The organism is Nocardia otitidiscaviarum, assembly GCF_007362295.1.
GTDB lineage: Bacteria > Actinomycetota > Actinomycetes > Mycobacteriales > Mycobacteriaceae > Nocardia > Nocardia otitidiscaviarum.
The window spans coordinates 2,767,684-2,789,676 of record NZ_CP041695.1 but is presented as its reverse complement, the minus strand read 5'-3'; the positions used below and the strand labels follow the sequence as shown (position 1 = coordinate 2,789,676).

Here is a 21,993-nt window from a genome sequence, read left to right as displayed (position 1 = left end):
CGCCGGCGGGAACCGGTTCCGGCCGCTGCGGGCGGCGTCGCGGCCACGCCCGCCAACGGTCCGGTACCCCGCCCGACCGGCCCCGCGTGGTGCCGGTCGGGCGGAACTCAGCCGCGCGTCGACGCCTCGGCGTGCAGCAGCTCGGTGAGCTCGGTCACGGCCGCCCGCAGCTTGCTCGCGAAGGTGTGCATCTGCGCGGCAACGGATTTGGGTGTGGCGAGGTAGAGGTTCCAGCGATCGGGCAGCATGACGTAGGCGACGCCGATGCAGGTGGGGCTGGTGGAGCCGAACCCGAAGTACTGGATGTTCACCGACGGCGCGGAACTGGTGCTCAGGTAGTCGTCACGGGTGATGCGCCAGCCGGGGCTGTCGTAGAAGGGCATCGGATCGGTCGCGCCCAGCTGCTCACCGCGGCGGCGCTGGATGAGTTGCAGCTCCCACAGATGCTGTTCGGGCGCCTCCCCGCGTTGACACTCCTTGGCGCGGGCCACATGGGCGTCCGCGGCGGCCCGCAGCGCCTGCCGCCGCCGCTCCGGGTCGGCGTCCGGATCCTCCATGGCGGCAATGAATTCCACGATCTCCGGGGTGACCACGCGCATGGCCTCGGTGCGGCCGTTGCGGAAGTGGCGGGTGGCGATGGATTCGTAGGTGGCCCCGATCATGCCCTTGCTGCGCTGGTGGGCGAGCTGATAGCTGAGCTGGGCGAAGGCATCCGGGGAGATGCCCAGCTGCTTGGCGCGACCGGTGCCGAAATCGGCGAAGGACACCGTCGAGGTGGCGTTGTCGGCCGCGTACTGTGCGAACGACGCCGCCGCGCTCGCGATCTCGCGCTTGCGGTCGTCGTCGAGCGCGAAGACGACGGGTTCGACCGCGGGCATGCCCTGCGGCTGCGCGCCCGACCGGGCGGCGTGCTCGGCCACCGGCGTCTCCAACAGCGCGTCGACGAAGGACAGGATGGTGGTGCCGTCCAGTCCGCAGTGCTCGACATTGATCCCGGCGGTGCCGTCGGCGAAGACGATGAAGGACACCGCCTTGTCGAACCAGCGGTTGCCGCTGTCCCCGTGCAGCAGCTGATCGCACGCCTGCTGGGTGTCGCGCGGCGCGAAATCCTCCAGGCAGACGAGGAACAGCGCGGTCTCGATGGTGTCGAGGGCCGCGACGTTCACCGGCACCGCGCGCAGCGCCCCGCGCACCCGCGCCCAGTCGGCCCGAGCCATGGTGGTCAGATGCCCGGGCGAGGTGTTGATGGGCGCGCGCCGCGCCCCCGCCTTCATGACCGAACGCAGGCCGTCGACGATATCGCCGGGAGCGTAGGGAGCACCGGCCGGGCCGATGACATCCATGCGGAACATATTGCCGCGGTAGCAGACCACGATGTGCCGGGCCTGCGACGGACCCGGCCACTCCGGGCTGTAGGGCACCCGCACCCCGTCCTGCGGATCGCCGGGAATCCGTGTCTCGGAGAACAGGAACTTGTTCTGCGCCATGTTCAGCCGCTGTCCGCGCTGGGTCGCGGGCGGAACCCGCTCGGCGTCGAGTTGCAGTTTGTAGTTCACCGCGGCGCTCACCAGCGCCCCCGCGCGCTCGGCCTGATCGGCGGCGGTGGCGGCGGCGAGCACGGTGTCGTCGCGGAACAGGAAGAAGAAGTTGGCATTGAGCGCGATCCGGTCCCGTCGCCCCAGGTAGCGCGAGGGCCAGAATTCGTCCAGCCAGCTGCCCACCCCGGGAGTGCTGTCGTAGCGCTCGAGGTCGGCCTGCAGCGCGCGGGCCGGGCTGTCGGGGCGGAGCATGAGCTCGACCGCGGCGGCGGTGGCCGCGTATTCATCGCCGGTGAGCAGCGGTGCGCACCAGTGCAGGAACCGCGTGCAGCTGTCCTCCAGGGTGGGCAGCGGCACCCGGGGCAGCTGGTCGTCGTGGGCGAAGGTCGGTTCGCTCAAGAGAGGTCCTCGTGGTCGAAGGATAGGGTCGGGGACGGGCGAGACACGTAGAGCTGCGCGTAGAGCCAGCCGTCGGATTCGTGCCCCTCGGTGTCGACGCCATTGTCGGCCAAGGTATTCAGGACCTGGGTGCGCTCGTCGGCGGCCGCGAAGCGGCGCTGCCGGAACGACCCGGGTACGCGTTCGGTGCGGTAGCCGAGTTCGGCCAGCCGCGCGGCGATCGGATCGAAGGAGAACATGCGCAGCACGAAATGCGCCATCCAGGGCAGCTTTCCGCCGTGCGCGCGGGCGACCCGCAGCAGGGTGCGGTCGGTGATGTAGCCGACGCATCCGGTGGAGATGACGAGGTCGGCGGTGGCCAGGGTGGCGCGTTGCGCCTCGGTGGGGTCGGCGGCTTCCAGGTCGGCGTGCACGGTGTCGTGCAGCAGTCCGGCGGCGCGGGCGTAGTCGAGTGCCGGGCGGGAGGCGTCCATGCCGATGAAGCGAACGCCGGGCAGTCGGTCGGCGGTGGTGAGGCGGGCGCGGTCGCGCGCGATGAGGGCGGCGGCGGGATCACCGTCACCGTCGCCGTCGGAGTCGGCGTCTCGATAGTGCTCGGTGAGTTCGGCCATGCTGATGCCCAGACGCAGCAGGGCCGCGTTCACGCCGTAGGAGCAGCCCAGATCCAGCACGGTCGGGGCGGCGATGCCGGTGGCGGCGCGGTAGTCGGCGATGAGGCTCGCGAAGTGCGGTGTCGCCAGTTCCGGTATGCAGTAGTCCAATTCGGCCATCCGCGCGTAATACTCGCGTGGATCGGGCCGGTCGTAGATGTGGTCGAACGAGGCTTTCCCGGTGCTGTGCAACGAAACCGGCACGTGTTCTCCTTCTTGGTCGAGCACTCAATCCAGCAGTCGATCGCCGCGTACGGCCATCGCGTCGCCGAGGTGTGCGGGCAGCACCCGGCCGAACAGCTGCCGACTGCGCTCCGCGGTGCCGATCACCCCGGTGGTCCGGCTGTAGGCGAAGATGGCGGTGTGCCGCTGCGCCGCGCCGGTGACCGGTGACACCCGGTGCAGCGAGTAGCGGCCCTGGAACAGCTGCAGATCCCCGGGGCGCAGGTCGAGGCGGCGAATCAGGTTCTCCCCCTTGCCTTCCAGCACGGCACGCACGTCGTCGAGATGTTCCGCCTCGGGGGTGCGGATGCCCGGACAGTATTCGAAGACGCCGCCGGATTCCGGACGCTGGGTGAGCATGCTGACGGTGAATTCGTTGGTGTCGAAGTGCCAGGGGTGCGACATGCCCGGCGCGACCACGTTCAGGCAGAGGCCCGCCAGCGGGTCGGTGTACTCGTGCAGCTGCTCGAGCTCGAAGCAGTCGGCCACGAACCGCTGGAACACCGGGCTGGTGTAGAGCCGCTGAATCAGCGTGTGCGCCGGAATGAGATCCCGTGCCACGAAGGCGTTTCCGCGTTCGAGCACGATGCGGCCCGGATGGCCCTCGGGCAGTTCGGCGTCCAGCGGGATGTTGTAGGCGTTGACCCGTTCGACGGTGTAGTAGGCCCGCGGGGCCAGTTCCGCGCCCTCGGCGCGCAGTGTCTCCAGGAACTCCGGGCGCACGAATCCGGTGAGCACGCTGCACCCGTCGGCCGCCAAGTCGGCGCGCGCCGCCCGCACGGCCCGCAGCCAGCCCGCACCGCCGGGCGCGTCCAGCGGGTAGCGCTCGGTGTCCATCACCTCGGTCACCGAATCATCCACTATCCCATCGCCAGTGGATGGGCACGCGTCGGTCCAACCCCCGCTCGTAACCATGCCGACCATTCTCACCAGAGGGGCGTCGGCGCGCCAGGGATTCGCTGGAATCGGTCACCTCACGCGGTCAGAGAGTTTTCTTGCATCCCAACAGAATTCATGCGTGCGGAGATCGCCGTCGGTCCGACGCACGATGGACGGCGCACTATTGCGTGCGGTGGCCATCAGCCGGATGCGCCGCGCGGGCCAGCGCCGCGGCGACCTCCGGGGGTGACAGATAGTGGCCGGTCTGCTCGAAATCGCCGATGGTGTGGGCGATTCGGTCGGTGTAGCCGATGCGCAGGAAGTCGTCACCGGCCAGTGCGTGCAGGGTCCAGTCGAAGACGGTGCGGGTGCGGGCCACCACGGTGCGCAGGGCCAGCAGATGGTAGGCGCGGGTGACGAACTGCGCGGGGACGCCCCGCAGTCCGATGCCGAGCGGGCGGGCGAGGGCGTCGCGGCCGCCCAGGTCGACCACCATGCCGAGATCGCGGTGCCGGTACGGGGTGCGCGCAGCGCCGCGCAGCGTGGCGGTGAGGTTGCGGGCCAGTCGGCGGCCCTGGCGGCTGGCGTGCTGGGCGGTGGGCGCGCAGACGGCGTCGCCGCCGATGGACAGGTCCGGGACGGCGGCGGCGTCACCACAGGCCCACACCCCCGCCAGGCCGGGGACGGTCAGATCCGCGGCCGCGACCACCCGACCGCGGGCGGTCTCGGCGCCCAGGTGGGCGGCCAGCGGACTGGGGGCGACGCCCGCGCTCCACAGCACGGTGCGGGTCGGGATCACGGCTCCGGTGGTGAGGGTGACCGACCGCTCGGTGACCTCGGCCGCCGACGCCCCGGGTCGGAAGTCGATCTCCCGCCGCGCCAGCAGCCGCTTGGCATCGGCTCCGAGCCGTTCGCCCAGTTCCGGCATGATGTGGTCGCCGTGGGTGATGAGGTGCCAGCGCACCATGGTCGGGTCCAGGCGCGGAAAGTACTGCCGCGCGGCGGCTTTGGTGAGCCGATTGAGCACCGCGGCGGTCTCGGTGCCCGCGTAGCCCGCGCCGATGGCGACGAAGGTCGACCGTTCGCGCCGCTCCGCCTCGGTATCGGCGACCGCCGCCAGATCGAGTTGGCGCAGCACGTGGTCGCGCAGGTACACGGCCTCGGCCAGGGTCTTCATCCCGAACCCGTACTCGCGCAGACCCGGCACATCCATGACCCTGGTGATGCTGCCGGGCGTGAGCACCAGATGGTCGTAGTCGAGCGCGTACTCCAGTCCGGACCGCAGCCGCCGCACCACGCACCGACGCGCATCCGGTTCCACGCCCACCACCATGCCCGGCGCGATCACGGTGCGCCGCAGCACCCGCCGCAATGACACCGACACCGCCCGCGCCGTCAGCACCCCCGCCGCCACCTGCGGCAGCAGCGGCAGATACAGCGCCGCGTCATCCGGCGCGACCAACGTCACCTCGGCCTCCCCCGGCCGCAGCGTCCGCTCCAACGTCCGAGCGCACTCCACTCCGGCGAAACCACTCCCGACGATGACGATCCGCGCAGGGGTCATCCGCCCAACGTAGCAACGCCCACCCCCGCGCCGGTGGAGGCTGTCGAAGAGCGGCCGACTCGTCGGCGCTCCTCCCGCCCCTGGAAACACGCACCCGCCCGTGCTTCCATGCGGCGTGGCCAGTGAGCTCGCAGCGGCGTTTCAGCGGTTGATCCGACAGGTCTCGGCGGCGCTGGAATCGGCGGCATCCGGCGTCTCCCAGCGGCTGCGCGCGGTATCCGAGGCGGGCCTGCGCGAACCCGCCCGCGCCCTCCCCGCTGCGGACACCGTCGTCGCGAAGCCGATCAAGTTTCCGCCACCGCCGGAACTGCGCGCACCGACCAGCCGGGAGCGCTGGCACGCCTTGGCCGATATCGCCGAGGGCCGCCTGCCGGAGCCGAAGATCTTCAACTCCCCCGATCTGGACGCGCTCGCGCGCTCGAAACTCCATATCGCGCTGGAGAATCAGTGGCCGGGCACCAAGTCCATCAAGGAGCGGGCCGCGCGTGTCGTGACCTCGAAACTGAACGATCTGCCTCCGGGGGTGCCGGTTCGCATCGCATCGTCGGGCAATCATGCGATCGCCTATGCGGGGGCGCTGGGCCGCCGTCGTATCCCGGTGATCGCGGTGGTACCGGAGAACACGTCCGCCATGAAGATCTCGAAACTGGAGGAGCGCGGCGCGACGGTGATCCGGTACGGGTCGTCCTACGACGACGCCTACTCGCACGCCAAACGCCTCACCGAGGAACAGGGAGGTCGGTTTCTGGACGTGTCGGCGCACGACTCGGTCGCCGCGCTGGGCACCGCGGTCCACGACATGCTGTCGCTGCGGCCCTCCGCCAGCACCTTGGTGTTACCCGCCGGTGGCGGTACGGTCGCCTCGGCCGCACAGGTCGTGCGGGATTTCGAAGAGGTCTGGGGCGGGCGCCGCACGGTACTCGTAGCCTGCCCGGAGAACGCGCCGACGGTCTACGAGTCCTTCAAGGCCGGCGAGCCGGTCACGGTCCCCGCCCACACCATGGCCGAGGCCGTGAACGTCGGCACTGTCGACGCCCATCTGCTTCCGCAGATCCTCGACGCCGCCGACGATGTCGTGCTCGTCCCGGAATCGTCGATCCGGGAGGGGGTGCCGTTGCTGAGCGCCGCGATCGGCAGTCCCGTCGAGGCCGGTGCGACGCTCGGGCCGATGGCCGTCATCGGATCGCAGGGTGTCCTGCACGGGGCCAGCGGAGCCGTGCACGACGTCCGCGGTCAGGAGGTGCTCACATTGGTCACCGGCGGCAATGTCGCCCCTGCGCAGGGGGTGTGATCGGGGAGCACTCGTCGATCAGGGCGGCCGACCACCGACCGTCACGCTGCCGCCCGCCATACCGGGCGGCCCTCACGCCGGTGGGTGACCGCCGCGCGGCCCTCACACCGGGGGGTGACCGGCGGCGAGGTGGCCGAGTTCGGTGACGGTGAGGCCGATGAGGGAGTCGCGGAAGACACGGCCGTCGCGGGCGGGAACGGGGATTTCGCAGGGGACGACCAGGACCGGGCAGCCCGCGGTCTCGGCGGCCTGGACGCCGGTCGGGGAATCCTCGATGGCCACGCAGTGTTCGGGGGCGACGCCGACCAGTTCGGCGGCGCGCAGGTAGATGTCGGGGGCCGGTTTGCCGTGGGGCACCTCGTCTCCGCAGACGGAGATGTGGAAGTGGTGGCGGCCCAGGGTGTCCAGGCCGAATTCGGTGAGCGAGCGTTTGGTGTTGGTGACCAGGGCCATGGGCACCTCCGCGGCGGCGAGAGCGGCCAGGGCGTCCTGGGCGCCCGGCCGCCAGGGGATCGCGCCGGTGGTGAACAGTTCGGTGACGCGGGCTTCCAGCCAGTGGCCCGCTTCGCCCAGGGCCGCCGGGGTCGGGTCCAAGCCCAGGCCGTTGAACATGATGCGCAGTGCGTTGGGTCCGGACGCGCCGATCAGAGCGTGCCGGATCTGGTCGGTCATCTCGCGGCCGAGTTCGGCCGCGAGTTCCCGCACGGCGATATCCCAGAGCTTCTCCGAATCGAGCAGGGTGCCGTCCATATCCCAGAGCACGGCGGCCGGGCGGGTCATCGGAGCAACTCCTCGGGGTCGGTGGTCAGAGGCCGGAGGCGGTGATGAGCATACGGCCACCGCTGTTGTCGACCTCGATCCAGCGGTTCTCGCTGTCGGTGGATCCGTTCTTCAGGACGTAGGTGAGGGCGACGACCGCCCGATTCGCGCCCTGCGGCGTGACGGAACCGACGCGCACCTCGGCGATGGTGCCCCAGAACTGCGCGTAATTGCTGTAGCCGCCGGTGACCGCCTGGTACGACGGTGACAGCATGGACCACGCGCCGCTCACATTGCCCGGCAGCATGCCGTAGTAGTTCCGCACGAACGCACTGACATTGCCCGGATTCGGCGGGGCCGGGGTGGTGGTCGGCGGCGTCGTGGTCGGCGTGGTGGTCACGGTCGTCGTGGTCGGATTCGCACTCGTGGTGGTGGACGGCGGCGCGGTGGTCGTGGTCGGCGCGGCGGTGCGCGACGGCTCCTGGCTGTCGGCCTGGCCGATCACCGCGGGCGAGGTCGGCGCGGCGCTCGAGGTACCGGCGACCGGCGGCGCGACCTCCGACGTGCCGGTGGCGACGGGCGGATTCTCCCCTCCCCCACCGCGGTTCACGGTGGTGGCGATCACCGCGGCGAGCAACAGCGCCGCGACCACCCCCACTCCGGCCAGCGCGAGCCGCCGCCGGTCGGGCCGGGTCCCCTGCGCCGCACCGGAATTCGGCACCACCGGCAGCGGACCGCTCGCCGGGCGCTCGGATGTCCCCGTACCCGCGTGCCGCGCGGGCGCACCCATGTCCACATGCATGGTCGGATCGGTGCTGTTGCCCGTCACACCGTGCGAATTGGACAGCACCGTGGTCTGCGCCGCCGCATCCGCGGCTGCCGCGGCGGGCAGCACCTTGGTCGGATTCGGATGCGCGTGCGCGGGCACACCGCGCCCCTCGGCCACCGCCTCCAACGCTTCGTGCGCCTGCTTCATGGTCGGCCGCGCGTCGCCTTCGGCCGCCAGCAGTTCCATCAGCACCGGGCCGAGCGGTCCGGCCCGCCGCGCTTCGGGCACCCGGGCCCGCGCCACCGAGTGCAGCACGGCGAGCGGGTTGTCGCCCTCACCGAAGGGCGGCGTGCCCTCCACCGCCGCGTACAGCGTGGACCCGAGCGCGAACACGTCGGAGGACGGTTCCGGATTCTCACCCCGCGCCACCTCCGGTGAGAGATATGCCGGTGTGCCCGCGAGGAATCCGGTGGAGGTGACGGTCACATCGCCCACCGCCCGCGAGATGCCGAAGTCGGTGATCTTCACGGTGCCGTCGTCGGCGACGAGGATATTGGCGGGCTTCACGTCCCGGTGCACGATGCCCGCGTCATGAGCCGCCGCCAGCGCCGCCGCCACCTTTGCCCCGATCCGGGCGACCTGGGTGGGCGGCAGCGGCCCCTTCTCCCGCATGACGGCGGCCAGGCTGGGCGCGTTCACGTACTCCATGACCAGCCACGGCTGGCCGTCCTCCTCGGCCACGTCGAAGACGGTGACGGCGTTGACGTGGTGCAGTCGCGCCGCGATCCGCCCTTCGCGCATGGCCCGCATCCGGGCCTCGATGGCCTGGGATCGGGACAGCCCGGGGCCCAGCAGCAGTTGCTTGACCGCGACCGTGCGCCGCAGGCGCACATCGGTCGCACGCCACACGACCCCCATCGCACCGGTGCCGATCGGATCCGTGAGCCGATACCGTCCCGCAATCAGCCGGTCTGCCGTCATGTGGTTGTACCCCTCCTGCTGGCGTCACGCCGAGTCCACCCTGCAACTCTGCGCGATAGCCCGGAAAACTTCCGAAAATCCTATGCGTTGAAGTACTTCGCTTCCGGATGCAGCAGTACGAACGCATCCGTCGACTGCTCCGGATGCAACTGCAACTCCTCCGACAGCGTCACTCCGATGCGGCCCGCTTCCAGCAGGTCCACCAGCTTGGCGCGGTCTTCGAGGTCCGGGCAGGCCCCGTAGCCGAAGGAGTAACGTGCTCCACGGTATCCGAGTTTGAAGTAATCCAGCACATCGGCCGGGTCTTCGTCGGCGACCGAATGTCCTTCCAGCACAAGCTCTTCCCGGATACGGCGATGCCAAAACTCGGCCATCGCCTCGGTGAGCTGCACCCCGATGCCGTGCACCTCCAGATAGTCGCGGTAGTTGTTCTCCGCGAACAGCACGTTCGCGAAATCGGCGATGGGCTGCCCCATGGTGACCAGCTGGAACGGCAGCACATCCACCTGGCCGCGCTCACGCGCCAGCTCCCGGGAGCGGATGAAGTCGGCGATGCACAGGAACCGGTCGCGCTGCTGGCGCGGGAAGGTGAACCGATACCGCTGCGGCGCATCGGGATCCGGCTCGGTGAGCACGATCACATCGTCGCCCTCGGAGACCGCCGGGAAGTAGCCGTAGACGAGCGCCGCGTGCGCGAGCACTCCTTCGGCGGTGAGCCGGTCGAGCCAGTACCGCAGCCGCGGGCGGCCCTCGGTCTCCACCAGCTCCTCGTAGGTGGGTCCGTCTCCGGCGCGCTGTCCGCGCAGCCCCCACTGCCCGAGGAACAGCGCCCGCTCGTCGAGCAGGCCCGAATACTCCTGTACCGACAGCCCTTTCACCACGCGGGTGCCCCAGAAGGGCGGCACCGCCACGGGCAGATCGGCGGCCACGTCGGAACGCGCGGGCACCTCGACGGGCGTCTCCTTGGCGCGGCGTTCGGCGGCGATGCGCTTGGAGCGCTCGTGGCGGGCCTTGCGTTCGGCGGCCTTCTCCCGTTCGGCGATGGCCTCCGGGGAATCCGGATCGGGGCCGCCGCCGCGCTTGCGGGTCATGATCTCGTCCATGAGCCGCAGCCCCTCGAAGGCGTCGCGGGCGTAGTGCACATCGCCCTCGTAGACCTCGGTGAGATCGTTCTCCACGTAGGCGCGGGTCAGGGCCGCACCGCCGAGGAGCACCGGGAACTGCTCGGCCACCCCCTTGGCGTTGAGTTCCTCCAGGTTCTCCTTCATGATCACCGTGGATTTGACCAGCAGCCCGGACATGCCGATCACATCGGCCTTCTTGTCCACGGCGGCATCGAGAATGGTGGCGATCGGCTGCTTGATGCCGAGGTTGACCACCTCGTAGCCGTTGTTGGACAGGATGATGTCGACCAGGTTCTTGCCGATGTCGTGCACGTCGCCCTTGACGGTGGCCAGCACGATGCGCCCCTTGCCGGAGTCGTCGGTGGCCTCCATATGCGGTTCCAGATGCGCCACGGCCGCCTTCATCACCTCGGCGGACTGCAGCACGAACGGCAGCTGCATCTGACCCGAGCCGAACAGCTCGCCGACGGTCTTCATCCCGGCCAGCAGCGTCTCGTTGATGATCCGCAGCGGCGGCACTTCGCGCATGGCCGCGTCGAGATCGGCCTCCATCCCGGCCTTCTCACCGTCGACGATGCGGCGCTCGAGGCGTTCGAACAGCGGCAGCGCGGCCAGTTCCTCCGCGCGCGAAGCCTTGGAGGAGGCCGCCGAGACGCCCTCGAACAGCGCCATCAGTTTCTGCAGCGGGTCGTAGTCCTCGCCGCGGCGGTCGTAGACCAGATCCAGCGCGGTCTGGCGCTGCTCCTCGGGAATCCGGCTCATGGGCAGGATCTTGGAGGCGTGCACGATGGCCGAATCCAGTCCGGCTTCGACGCATTCGTGCATGAACACCGAGTTCAGCACCTGCCGGGCGGCGGCGTTGAGACCGAAGGAGATATTCGACAGGCCCAGGGTGGTCTGCACAGTCGGGTGGCGGCGCTTGAGTTCGCGGATGGCCTCGATGGTTTCGATGCCGTCGCGCCGCGACTCCTCCTGACCGGTGCCGAGGGTGAAGGTCAGGGTGTCGATGATGATGTCGGATTCGGCCAGTCCCCAGTTGCCGGTGATATCGGCGATGAGGCGTTCGGCGATCTCGACCTTCTTCTCGGCGGTGCGCGCCTGCCCCTCCTCGTCGATGGTCAGCGCCACCACGGCGGCGCCGTGTTCGGCGACCAGGCGCATGGTCTGCTGGAACCGCGAGTCGGGTCCGTCACCGTCCTCGTAGTTGACCGAGTTGACCGCGCAGCGCCCACCGAGGTGTTCCAAACCCGCCTGCAGCACCGGGGTTTCGGTGGAGTCGAGCATGATCGGCAGGGTGGACGCGGTGGCCAGGCGACTGGCCAGCTCCCGCATGTCCTTGGTGCCGTCGCGGCCCACGTAGTCCACGCACAGGTCGAGCATGTGCGCACCGTCGCGGGTCTGGTCCTTGGCGATGTCCAGGCACTTCTGCCAGTCCTCGGCGAGCATGGCCTCGCGGAACGCCTTGGAGCCGTTGGCGTTCGTGCGCTCGCCGATCATGAGGATGGAGGCGTCCTGCTCGAACGGCACCGAGGTGTAGATGGACGACACGCTCGGTTCGTGCTCGGGCTTCCGGTGCGCGGGCGTGAGGTCGCGCACCGCCTCGGCCACCTGGCGGATGTGCTCCGGGGTGGTGCCGCAGCAGCCGCCGACCAGCGCCAGTCCGAATTCGGAGACGAACTGCCGCATGGCCACGGCCAGTTCCTCCGGCGTGAGCGGATACACCGCACCGTTCGCGCCGAGTACCGGCAGGCCCGCGTTCGGCATGACCGAGACCGGCAGGTTGGCATGCTTGGACAGATGCCGCAGATGCTCGCTCATCTCGTCCGGGCCGGTGGCGCAGTTCAGGCCGATCATGTCCACGCCGAGCGGTTCGATGGCGGTGAGCGCCGCGCCGATCTCGGAACCGACCAGCATGGTGCCGGTGGTCTCCATGGTGACGTGGGTGATGATCGGAATGCGACGGCCCGACCGCGCCATGGCGTGCTGGCTGCCCACGATGGCGGCCTTCACCTGGAGCAGGTCCTGGCAGGTCTCCACCAGGATGGCGTCCGCGCCGCCGTCGAGCATGCCGAGGGCGGCCTCGGTGTAGGCGTCGCGCAGCGAGGCGTAGGGCGCGTGCCCGAGGGTGGGCAGCTTGGTGCCCGGCCCCATGGACCCCAGCACGTAGCGGGGCGTGCCATCGGCGGAAGGCCCCATCTCGTCGGCGACCTCGCGCGCCAGGCGGGTGCCGCGCTCGGACAGGTCGCGGATGCGATCGGCGATGTCGTAGTCGGCCAGATTAGGCAGATTGCAGCCGAAGGTATTGGTCTCGACCGCGTCGGCGCCGGCCTCGAAGTACGCGCGGTGGATATGTCGCAGCACGTCGGGGCGGGTTTCGTTGAGGATCTCGTTACAGCCCTCGAGTCCCCGGAAGTCGTCCAGGGATAGATCCGCCGCCTGCAACATGGTGCCCATCGCACCGTCGCCGATCACGACACGCTTGCGGAGCGTGTCGAGTAGGGTGGTGTCGAACTCGGCGCGGGGGGACACAGACATGTACTCAAGAGTAGTGGTCTGTCCCGACAATCCGGGCCCCGGTGCCGCCGGTCCACGCTATGGGACGCGGCGTGTCCGCGCGCCTCGCCGCCGACACGTTCGCCACGTCACACCGTGGGCGGCGTCGGCGTGTCCCGGAGGTGCGCGTCGTTGGCGCGTCATCCCGGCCGACACCGTAGGCTGACCGGGTGAACGCCAGTGAACCCCCGGTGCCTGCCGAGACGGACCTCCCCACCCTGCGGGATCCGGTCCTCGTCGCGGCCTTCGAAGGCTGGAACGATGCCGCCGATGCCGCCAGTGGAGCGGTGGAACACCTCGAACTCATCTGGGACTCGCAACCGCTGGCCGAACTCGACTCCGAGGATTATTACGACTACCAGGTGAACCGCCCGACCGTCCGCCAGGTCGACGGTGTCACCCGTGAGATCCAGTGGCCGTCCGCCATGCTGTCGGTGTGCTCGCCGCCCGGCAGCGAACGCGATGTGGTGCTGCTGCGCGGTGTCGAACCGAATATGCGGTGGCGCAGTTTCTGTGACGACATCCTCGAGTTCGTCGAACAGCTCGGGGTGTCGACGGTGGTGATCCTCGGCGCGCTACTGGCCGATACCCCGCATACGCGGCCGGTTCCCGTCACCGGGACCGCGTACAGCAAGGAGGCCGCGGAGCGGTTCAATCTGGAGCAGACCCGCTACGAGGGACCGACCGGTATTACGGGCGTCCTGCAAGACGCCTGCGTCAAGGCCGGAGTCCCGGCGGTGTCGTTCTGGGCCGCCGTTCCGCACTATGTCTCGCAGCCGCCCAATCCGAAGGCCGTGATCGCCCTGCTGCACCGCGTCGAGGATGTGCTCGATGTGGAGGTGCCGCTCAGCGGTCTGCCCAAGCAGGCCGAGGAGTGGGAGGAAACCGTCAACGAGATGACCTCGAGCGATGAGGAGATCACCGAGTACGTGCGCTCGCTCGAGGAGCGCGGCGACGCGGACGTCGATCTCAACGACGCCATGTCCAAGATCGACGGTGATGCCATCGCCGCGGAATTCGAGAAGTACCTGCGCCGACGGGGGCGGGGCAGCTTCGGGCTGTAGCGGGGGCGAAGTTAGGGCACCATTACACTGGACCGAATGACCTCGCCACGGATCGCCGCGCACCTGCACGGGTTCGGTGACCGTATCGCGGCGGTCCAGCATGGTCACGAAGTCCGATATGCCCAATTAGCCGGATCAGTCACCGAATTCGCGGAACGCCTCGGTACCGGACGCCGGCTCGTCGCCCTGGCGGCCCGCAACGACATCGGATCGCTGGTGGCCTATCTCGGCGCCCTCGAGGCCGGGTGCACGGTGCTGCTCACCGAGACGGTGACCGCGGAACTGATCGACAGCTACGACCCCGACGTGGTCATCACGGCCACCGCCGACGGCTCGACGCCCGACCCGCTCGTCCGGCGCGACGGTTCGGCGCACACCCTGCACCCGGAGTTGGCGCTGCTGCTGAGCACCTCCGGCTCGACCGGCTCGCCGAAGCTGGTGCGGCTGTCCTACACCAATGTGCTGTCGAACGCCGCGGCCATCGCCGAATACCTGGAGATCGAGCCGACCGACCGCGCCGCGACGACGCTGCCGCTGTTCTACTGCTACGGGCTGTCGGTGGTGCACAGCTATCTGCTGCGCGGCGCGAGCCTGCTGCTGACCAGCCGGTCGGTGGTGGAGCCCGAGTTCTGGGACGAGTTCGGCGCACAGCGCGCCACCTCCTTCGCGGCCGTGCCGTACACCATCGACCTGCTCGACCGCATCGGATTCGAGCGCATGTCGCTGCCGCACCTGCGGTACGTCACGCAGGCGGGCGGACGGCTCGCGCCCGAACGGGTCGCCGCCTACGCCCGGCTGGGCGTGCGCCGCGGCTTCCGCTTCTATGTCATGTACGGGCAGACCGAGGCCACCGCCCGCATGGCCTATCTGCCGCCCGATCTGGCGACCAGCCACCCCGACTGCATCGGCGTCCCCGTCCCCGGCGGCTCCTTCACCCTGGAGCCGGTCGACGAGGGCGGCCACGAGCTGGTCTACCACGGCCCCAATGTGATGCTCGGCTACGCGGAGTCACCGGCCGACCTCGCCCTCGGCCCCACCCACCCCGCCCTGCGCACCGGCGACCTGGCCTGCCGCACCGAAGACGGCCTGTACCGGGTGATCGGCCGCCGCAGCCGCTTCGCCAAGATCTACGGCCTGCGCATCGACCTGCAACGCATCGAATCCGGGCTCGCCGCCGCCGGTTTCACCACCTGCTGCACCGAGGACGGCGAAGCACTGGTGGTGGCGGTCGAGTCGGCAGCGCCGACGGGCACTGACAGCGCGAGCACGGAACCGACCGGACCGGCAGATCCCACCGCGCGGCCGACGGGATCAGAAGTCACGACCGCACACCGGACAGGCGGGCCCGTCGCGGACACGACGTCGGCGAGTGTGAAGGTCGCGGACGCGACGCTATCGAGCGTCGACATCGCGGACACGACATCAGCGGGCATGCAGGTCGCGACTGCGACGCCAGCGGGCATGGACGTCGCGAACGGGAAGCCAGCGGGCACCGACGACGCGAACAGGAACCCAGCGGGCGAGATCGCGGGCTACTCGGCCTCCGCGAGCGCCGCACGTGGCACGGCCACGAGCGCCGCCATTCCCGTGCGGCACACTACGTCCATCCTCACCCTGCTGCGAGGTACCGCGTGCGGGGCATATCCGCTCGGAAGACATGTCAGCTCGCGCGGAAGCGCCGGGCACGCAGGCGTTCCCGACGCCGGGATGGAGAATGCGGGCGGCATTCATCGCGAAAGTGCCGTACGCGACGAGGCGGCCGGGCCGCACGATGCGGCCGTTGCCCGGGAAGCGGCACGGCTCTCCGGGTTGCCGGTCGCCGCGGTGCGGGTCTGTGTCGTGCCATCGATTCCACGGCTACCCAATGGAAAACCGGACTATCCGAGCATTCGTCGCTTGCCGGGCGCGCCCGGCGAGGCTTCCCCGCCGGGGCCCCACGGCGAATCCAGCACGGACGTCCGCACCCTCTTCGCCCACGCGCTCGGCCTCGATCGCGACCACATCGGCTCCCACGCCACCTTCGCCGATCTCGGGGGCGACTCACTGACTTTCGTCACCCTGGCGGTGCGGCTCGAACGGGCGCTCGGGCAGCTTCCGGCCGACTGGCCGTCCCGGACCATCGCCGAACTCGAGGCACTCCCCCGGCGGCGGACGCGATTCGGGCGGTCGCTCGATACCAGCACTCTGTTGCGGGCGATCGGCATCGTGACGGTAATCGGCTCACATATCGGACTTTTCGTTCTGTGGGGCGGGGCGCATGTGCTGTTGGCGGCGGCGGGATTCAATTTCGCGCGCTTCGCCGTCACCGCGGCTCCGGCCGCGCCGCGGTTGCGCCGCACGCTGCGCAGCGCGGCCTTCATCGCCGTGCCGACGGCCGCGTGGGTGCTGCTGACGCTGCTGGTCAGCGATTATTACGGCTGGCAGAATGTGCTGCTGCTCAACAAGATTCTGGGTCCGCACGACAGCCCGACGGCCGGGCACCTGTGGTTCATCGAGGTGGTGCTGTACCTCATCGTGGCCGCGGCGCTGCTGCTGCGCCTGCCGCTGGCCGATCGCTGGGAACGGTTGTCGCCGTTCTGGTTCGCGACCGGGCTGCTGGCGGTGGCGCTCATCTTCCGATACCGGACATTCGACCTGTACCGGCCGGAGGATGTGCCCTTCTCACCGCTGGTGGCCTGGTTCTTCGTCCTCGGTTGGGCAGCGGCCAAGGCCGAGACGGTGTGGCACCGGCTGTTGCTCAGCGCGATCGCGCTGGCGACGGTACCGGGTTATTTCGGCGAAACCGACCGAGAGCGCATGATTCTCGCCGGAATCCTGCTGCTCGTCTGGTTGCCGTCGGTGCGGGTACCCGCGGTGGTCGCGGGTGCGGCCGCGCTGCTCGCCGACGCTTCGCTGTTCGCGTATCTGCTGCACTGGCAGGTGTATCCGCTGTTCGGGCAGTATCACCTGGCGGCATTGGCGGCCTCGCTGGCGGCCGGGTGGGCCGCCGCGCGGCTGCTGAGCTGGGCGCGTACCGGATGGGCGAGCGCCGGGATCGGTCGGAACGCGGCCGTGGGCCGCCGGTCAGCTGTCGATCGTCCAGACCTTGGCGGACGCCTCCTGGGCCAGCTTCGCGATCAGTATGTCGCGCGGAATCGTCTGACCGGCAAGGTGATCGAGTGACGGCACCACCACATGGTGCGCGTCGGCTCGCTTGAGTTCGGCGGTCAACTCCGCGAACGCGGTGCCGTCGCCGGGGGTCGATTCATGGAACGTGGCGGCGAAGCAGAAACCGGCCGAGCTGGCGAGGGTGCACATGGCGCTCTCCCACTCGTCACCGCGGCCGTCGGCCAGATCGTCACGCACGTACCCATAGATCAACGCTTCCACCCGAACCTCCGTTGGATTGGGGATCTCGCTGTTCTGTTGTGTGCCCACTAACGACTATGGCGTTCTCGAAGATGCAATTGCAGATGTCAACCCACTGACATCCAGATGCCCTATCCGGGTCCACGCGGGGTTAACTGGTGAGATACTACAGAGCGTGTCCGGTGGTGACGATCGACCTGTCTGGGCTGTCCGAATGCGTGCCGAACGGGATGCTCGGGGGTGGTCACAGGCCGACGCCGTCCGCGCCATGCGCGGGAAATCGAGCCACAACCTCCCCACCGACTCCACGTTGCTACGCAACTGGCGGCGGTGGGAATCGGGCGAATCCCGCCCGGACGACTTCTACGCGCCCATTATCGCGGCGGCCTTCGACACCGTCACCGCGGCCTTTTTCCCCAAGTCACGGCCGAATCGGGACGATGAGATGCTCTCGGCGACCGGGATGGACACGCTCGAGTTCATCGGGCGGCTGCGCATGTCGGACGTCTCGGCGGCGACGCTGGACGCCATCCACATCACGGCCGACCGGCTGTGCTCGGAGTATCCGTGCACCGATCCGCACGAGCTGCACGCGGAGGGGACGGCGTGGTTGCGGCGAATTACCTCACTACTGGACGGTCGTCTTACTCTAGCCCAGCATCGCGAGGTACTGGTGCTCGCCGGGTGGGTCGCCCTACTGGTCGGTTGCGTAGATTACGACCTGGGCTGGCGCACCGCCGCCGAGGCCACCCGCCGCGCCGCCCTGTCCCTGGGCCAGGAGGCCGAGCACGCCGAAATCATCGGCTGGGGTGCGGAAATGGCGGCCTGGTTCGCCCTCACCCAGGGCAACTACCGCGGGGCCATCGACGCCGTCGACAGCGCCCTCCCCGGCGCGGGCGCGCTCGGGGTCGGCGTGCAGCTCTCGGCGCAGCGCGCCAAGGCGTGGGCCCGCATCGGCGATCGCCGCGAGGTGGAATCCGCACTGACGCAAGGCCGCTCGATACTCGACAAACTTCATCATCCCACCAATCTGGACAATCATTTCGTGGTGGACCCGCAGAAGTTCGACTTCTACGCCATGGACTGCTGCCGGGTGGCCGGGGACGACCGCCTCGCCGAAAGCTATGCGTGGCAAGTCATCCGCAACTCCACCGCACCCGACGGCACCATCCGCAAACCCATGCGCGTCTCCGAGGCCCACCTCACCCTCGCGGTGGTGGCGGTGCGCGATCGCAATCTGGAGCTCGCCGTGGACGAGGGGCTACAGGCCCTCACCGGCAAGCGCCGCTCCCTGCCCTCCCTCATGTGGATCGCGAGCGAAGCGGCCCGCGAGATGATCGAACGCTTCCCCGGCGACCCCCGCACCCGCACCTACCTCGAGCAACTGCGCACCCTCGCCGCCAGCTGATCCGGACGCGGCCCGACGCATTCGGACCTACCACGCAATACGGCACCGCCACGTCGGCATTCGGGCCGCTGTGGCACGCCGAACAGCGGGCGCATTGGGGACTCGGGCGGGGGCGGTATTAGTCTCACCCCGGTGACCGAGACCGCTGCCGGATTGCTGCCCGACCCGCCCGGGGTCGGTGGAGGGGATCTGCCGCACGCCGATCGGCTCCGGCTGTTCTCCTTCGCCACCGCCGAGAAACGGGCCGATTACCTGTGGGTGTTGCGCGCCTTCGACACCGCGCGCGCCGCCTATGTGGTGCTGCTGCACGCCAGTGACGTCGTGGAGACGCTCGGACGTTGCCCGGGGGCTCCCGCGCTGACCGCGACCGAGGTGGGACCGCTGCTCGAGCAGTTGCACCAGTGGGGTGTGCTGGAGCGCAGTTACGACGGCACCCGGGCGGCGACGCTGGCCGAGTATCGGAACCGGCATTTCGTCTACCAGTTCTCCCAGGCGGGCTATCAGGCGTACCGGGCGGTCTCCGATGTGCTGGACGCGCGACTGGACGAGGCCGCGCTCTCCCGTCTGGTGCTGCCGGAACTGCTGGCGGATCTGCACACCCTGGCCGAGGCCAATCGCACCGGGGACGCGCCCCGGGTGTACCGAGTGCTGAACCGGCTCGACCGGGCGCTGTCGGATCTGGCCGACCGGGCCGCGCACTTCTATCTCACGCTGGGCGATCTGGTGCGCACCACCGAGGTCACCCCCGAGGCCTTCCTCGTCCACAAGGACGCGCTGCTGGCGCATATGCGCGAATTCTCCATGGACCTCGCGCGTTTCGCGCCCCGCCTGGCCACCGCCATCCGCGAGGTCGAGGCGACCGGGGTGGACGAGCTGATCGAGCGCGCCGCCCGCTGCGACGAACGCGTCCTCCTCGATACCGCTGCGCGGCAGGCGGATTGGCGGGCGCGCTGGCAGGGCCTGCACGCCTGGTTCCTGCCGTCGGACGCCGAGGGTGCGCTCACCGAATGCGAGCGCCTGCGCGAGGCCACCATGAGCGCCATCGCGGCGGTGCTGTCGCTGCTGCGCCGCGTCACCGAGACCCGCAAGGGCGGCGTCTCCCGGGAATCGGCGCTGCGCCACCTGGCGGGCTGGTTCACCGCGGCCCCGACCGCCGAGGCCGCACACGCCCTCTACGACGCGGTCTTCGGCCTCGGCCGCCCGCGCCACCTGTCCATGCGGCATCCCGACGCGGACATCATCCCCGCCATCCGCTCCTGGTGGGACGCGCCGCCGCTGGAGATCGCCCGCACCCTCGCCGAGACGGGCCGCCCGCCCACGCCCGGCGCGCCCGCCCGCATCCAACGCAACGACGCCGGTATCCGCCGCCTGCGCCAGGCCCAGCTCGACGCCCAGCGCGCCCGCGCCGAGGCCGCCCGCTCCCTCGCCGCCGCCGACCTCTACGACCGCGTGCTCGACGAGGGCGAAACCGAGGTCCTGCTGAAGCTGCTCGACGCCGCCTCCACCGCCTGGGTTCCGGTCAGCGGCCGCGTCGGCGGCACCACCGGCACCGACAACGGCGTCACCCTCACCGTGCGCGAACACCCCGGCTCCACCGCTGTCCGCACCTCCCGCGGCCTGCTCCACCTCAACGGCCGCACCCTCGAGATCCGCGAGAACACCACCCGCCGCCAACGCGCCGCGACAGCGGGCAAGGCGAAAACGCCCGCCGCACCATCGGATTCGCCCGCCACAGCCACCGCCGCACATGGAACGGCCGCGCCCGAGGCGCGCAGCGGGCGAGCGCGCCGCACTCCGGACGGCGAGACGACGCCCACCATCGTCGCTACCGAGCCCCAGCACCCCGATCCGGCGACCGAAACCTTCGCGAGCGACGGCAGGGGGGCCGCTCCTACGCCCGCTGGGGATTTCCCCGCGACCGCGACATCTCCCGCCGATACCGACCAGGCGGCCGAGCGGCTCACCCCCGACAGCGCATCACCCGCCACCACGGCCGACGACGGGCCGGCGGCCGCCCGAGCCGACACGTCCGCGGATGTCCCGACCGCGGAGGTGCGCGGCTGATGCACGCTCGGACCATCGACTCGCTCGCGCTGGACAGCTATCAGCGTGCCGCCCGGGTGATCCTGGCCAACCACCTCGTCACCCGCACCTATCCGGATCGCATCGCGCTGGCCCTCATCCGCCGCTGGGCCACCGAACTGCGGGAAGACCTCGCCGAGCTCTTCGGCTACCGCCTGGAGGTCACCGAGACCACCGCGCGACTGTTCCCGATCGTGGACCGGCTCGACGGTGCGCGCCCGGCCCGCACGGTAGCCGACCGCGTCTTCGACCGCCGCCGCTACGCCTATCTGTCGCTGGCGCTGGCCGCGCTGGGCCGTGCCGGGGACCAGATCACCCTGTCGGAACTGGCCGACCAGGTGGCCGCCTACGCCGAGCAGGTGGACGGTCTCGAACTCGCTCCGGACCGGGCCGTCGATCGGGACGCGTTCGTGGATGCCGTCGGCTGGCTGGCGGCGCGCGGCGCGGTGGCCCTCGCCGACGGTGACGCGGGCGGTTGGGCGGCGGATCCCGAAGCGGGAGAGGCACTTTACGACATCGACCGGGCGGTGGTCTTCGCCCTGTTCCGCCCGCCGCGCGCCCTCCAGCACCTGCACAGCGTCACCGGGCTGCTGGGCGACGAGGCCACCGCGGCCGACACCCGCTCCCCCGCGGCGGCGCTGGCGGCCCGCCGGGTCCGGCGCGCGCTGGTGGAGCTGCCGGTCGTCTACGCCGCGGACCTCCCGCCCGCCGAGCGCGGCCTGCTGGCCCAGGACAAGCTGGTCGCCGAGGTGGAACTGCTCACCGGATTGCCGGCCGAACGCCGCGCCGAGGGCGTGGCGCTCATCGACAGTTCGGGCCGCCTGTCCGATATCCGTTTCCCGAGCACCGGCACCCTGGCCCAGGTCGCCCTGCTGCTGGTGGGCGAGATCGCGGACCTGGTATTGGATATCGACAAGCCGGTCGAGCGCCGTCCCCGCCCGGAACGCCCGTTGACCGATCTCACCGAGCAACTCGATGCCGCCATTCCGATGCGCACGGTCTTCGCGCCGCTGTCGGATCCGGTGGATCCGTTCGCCGCCGAGGACGCGACCGACGACGACCCCGAACCGGCCGAGATCCCGCCGTACCCGTTCATCGCGTCCTCCTGGATTCTCGACACGGTGCGTGCGCTCACCGACCGCTACGGCGCGACGTTCGCCGCCCAGTGGCAGGCCGACGCACCCGGTCTGACCGGTGAGGTGGTGGCGCTGCTGGAGCGGCTGTGCCTGGTGGAGGTGCTCGACGGCGGTCTGCTCGTGCTACCCGCCCTGGCCCGCTACCGGGGGGCTGTGGTGACCGTCCGCACGCGCGCGGAAACCGAACTCTTCGTGGCACCCGGCGATATAGAAGGGACTGTCTGAC

The 21,993-nt window shown here is 70.1% G+C and carries 13 protein-coding genes and 1 pseudogene; 6 read left to right on the top strand and 8 right to left on the bottom strand.

Annotated elements, in window-relative coordinates; all coding sequences use genetic code 11:
• Positions 1-107: 107 nt before the first annotated feature.
• The 4 genes from FOH10_RS12215 to FOH10_RS12200 form a co-directional block, all read right to left on the bottom strand.
• Complete coding sequence (locus tag FOH10_RS12215) at positions 108-1,937, bottom strand: choline/carnitine O-acyltransferase (protein ID WP_143980789.1); 1,830 nt, start codon at positions 1,935-1,937, stop codon at positions 108-110.
• The gene (locus FOH10_RS12210) at positions 1,934-2,791 is read right to left on the bottom strand and encodes a class I SAM-dependent methyltransferase (RefSeq protein WP_143980788.1); all 858 of its coding nucleotides are present in this window, start codon (positions 2,789-2,791) and stop codon (positions 1,934-1,936) included. Before FOH10_RS12210 ends, FOH10_RS12215 begins: the two co-directional genes overlap by 4 nt.
• A gap of 24 nt (positions 2,792-2,815) precedes the next feature.
• Complete coding sequence (locus FOH10_RS12205) at positions 2,816-3,658, bottom strand: HalD/BesD family halogenase (RefSeq protein WP_244961913.1); 843 nt, start codon at positions 3,656-3,658, stop codon at positions 2,816-2,818.
• Between the two features lie 211 nt (positions 3,659-3,869).
• The gene (locus FOH10_RS12200) at positions 3,870-5,252 is read right to left on the bottom strand and encodes an NAD(P)/FAD-dependent oxidoreductase (RefSeq protein ID WP_143980787.1); all 1,383 of its coding nucleotides are present in this window, start codon (positions 5,250-5,252) and stop codon (positions 3,870-3,872) included.
• Between the two features lie 115 nt (positions 5,253-5,367).
• On the opposite strand from FOH10_RS12200, the gene FOH10_RS12195 reads away from it, so the two are divergent.
• Positions 5,368-6,543, top strand: coding sequence for a pyridoxal-phosphate dependent enzyme (locus FOH10_RS12195; RefSeq protein ID WP_186000806.1), 1,176 nt, complete (start codon positions 5,368-5,370; stop codon positions 6,541-6,543).
• A gap of 102 nt (positions 6,544-6,645) precedes the next feature.
• Here FOH10_RS12195 and FOH10_RS12190 read toward each other — a convergent pair whose 3' ends face one another.
• The 3 genes from FOH10_RS12190 to metH form a co-directional block, all read right to left on the bottom strand.
• Positions 6,646-7,323 (bottom strand): HAD family hydrolase, encoded by a 678-nt coding sequence (locus FOH10_RS12190; RefSeq protein ID WP_143980785.1) that lies wholly within the window; start codon positions 7,321-7,323, stop codon positions 6,646-6,648.
• A 25-nt stretch (positions 7,324-7,348) separates the two neighbouring features.
• The gene (locus FOH10_RS12185) at positions 7,349-9,052 is read right to left on the bottom strand and encodes a serine/threonine-protein kinase (RefSeq protein WP_143980784.1); all 1,704 of its coding nucleotides are present in this window, start codon (positions 9,050-9,052) and stop codon (positions 7,349-7,351) included.
• An 80-nt stretch (positions 9,053-9,132) separates the two neighbouring features.
• Entirely contained in the window at positions 9,133-12,711 is a 3,579-nt protein-coding gene (gene metH, locus FOH10_RS12180) for a methionine synthase (RefSeq protein ID WP_143980783.1), read from the bottom strand.
• Positions 12,712-12,899: 188 nt separating this feature from the next.
• On the opposite strand from metH, the gene FOH10_RS12175 reads away from it, so the two are divergent.
• Positions 12,900-13,793: a PAC2 family protein gene (locus FOH10_RS12175; RefSeq protein WP_029923554.1), complete on the top strand. Its 894-nt coding sequence runs from the start codon at positions 12,900-12,902 to the stop codon at positions 13,791-13,793.
• A 36-nt stretch (positions 13,794-13,829) separates the two neighbouring features.
• On the top strand, positions 13,830-16,955 hold the full coding sequence (locus tag FOH10_RS35575; protein ID WP_244961911.1) for an AMP-binding protein: 3,126 nt from the start codon (positions 13,830-13,832) through the stop codon (positions 16,953-16,955).
• Here the strand turns inward: FOH10_RS35575 and FOH10_RS12160 are convergent.
• Positions 16,857-17,162 carry a hypothetical protein gene (locus FOH10_RS12160; protein WP_081592491.1) on the bottom strand — a complete coding sequence of 102 codons (306 nt, stop codon included), beginning with the start codon at positions 17,160-17,162 and terminating at the stop codon, positions 16,857-16,859. The genes FOH10_RS35575 and FOH10_RS12160 overlap by 99 nt on opposite strands.
• 193 nt (positions 17,163-17,355) lie before the next feature.
• On the opposite strand from FOH10_RS12160, the gene FOH10_RS12155 reads away from it, so the two are divergent.
• The 3 genes and pseudogenes from FOH10_RS12155 to FOH10_RS12145 all read left to right on the top strand — a co-directional run bounded on the left by FOH10_RS12155 (position 17,356) and on the right by FOH10_RS12145 (position 21,992).
• The gene (locus FOH10_RS12155) at positions 17,356-18,549 is read left to right on the top strand and encodes a helix-turn-helix domain-containing protein (protein WP_221937957.1); all 1,194 of its coding nucleotides are present in this window, start codon (positions 17,356-17,358) and stop codon (positions 18,547-18,549) included.
• Between the two features lie 153 nt (positions 18,550-18,702).
• Positions 18,703-20,202, top strand: a pseudogene (locus tag FOH10_RS12150) (TIGR02677 family protein); the annotation flags it as partial.
• A gap of 410 nt (positions 20,203-20,612) precedes the next feature.
• On the top strand, positions 20,613-21,992 hold the full coding sequence (locus FOH10_RS12145) for a TIGR02678 family protein (protein ID WP_143980782.1): 1,380 nt from the start codon (positions 20,613-20,615) through the stop codon (positions 21,990-21,992).
• The last annotated feature ends 1 nt before the right edge of the window (position 21,993 follow it).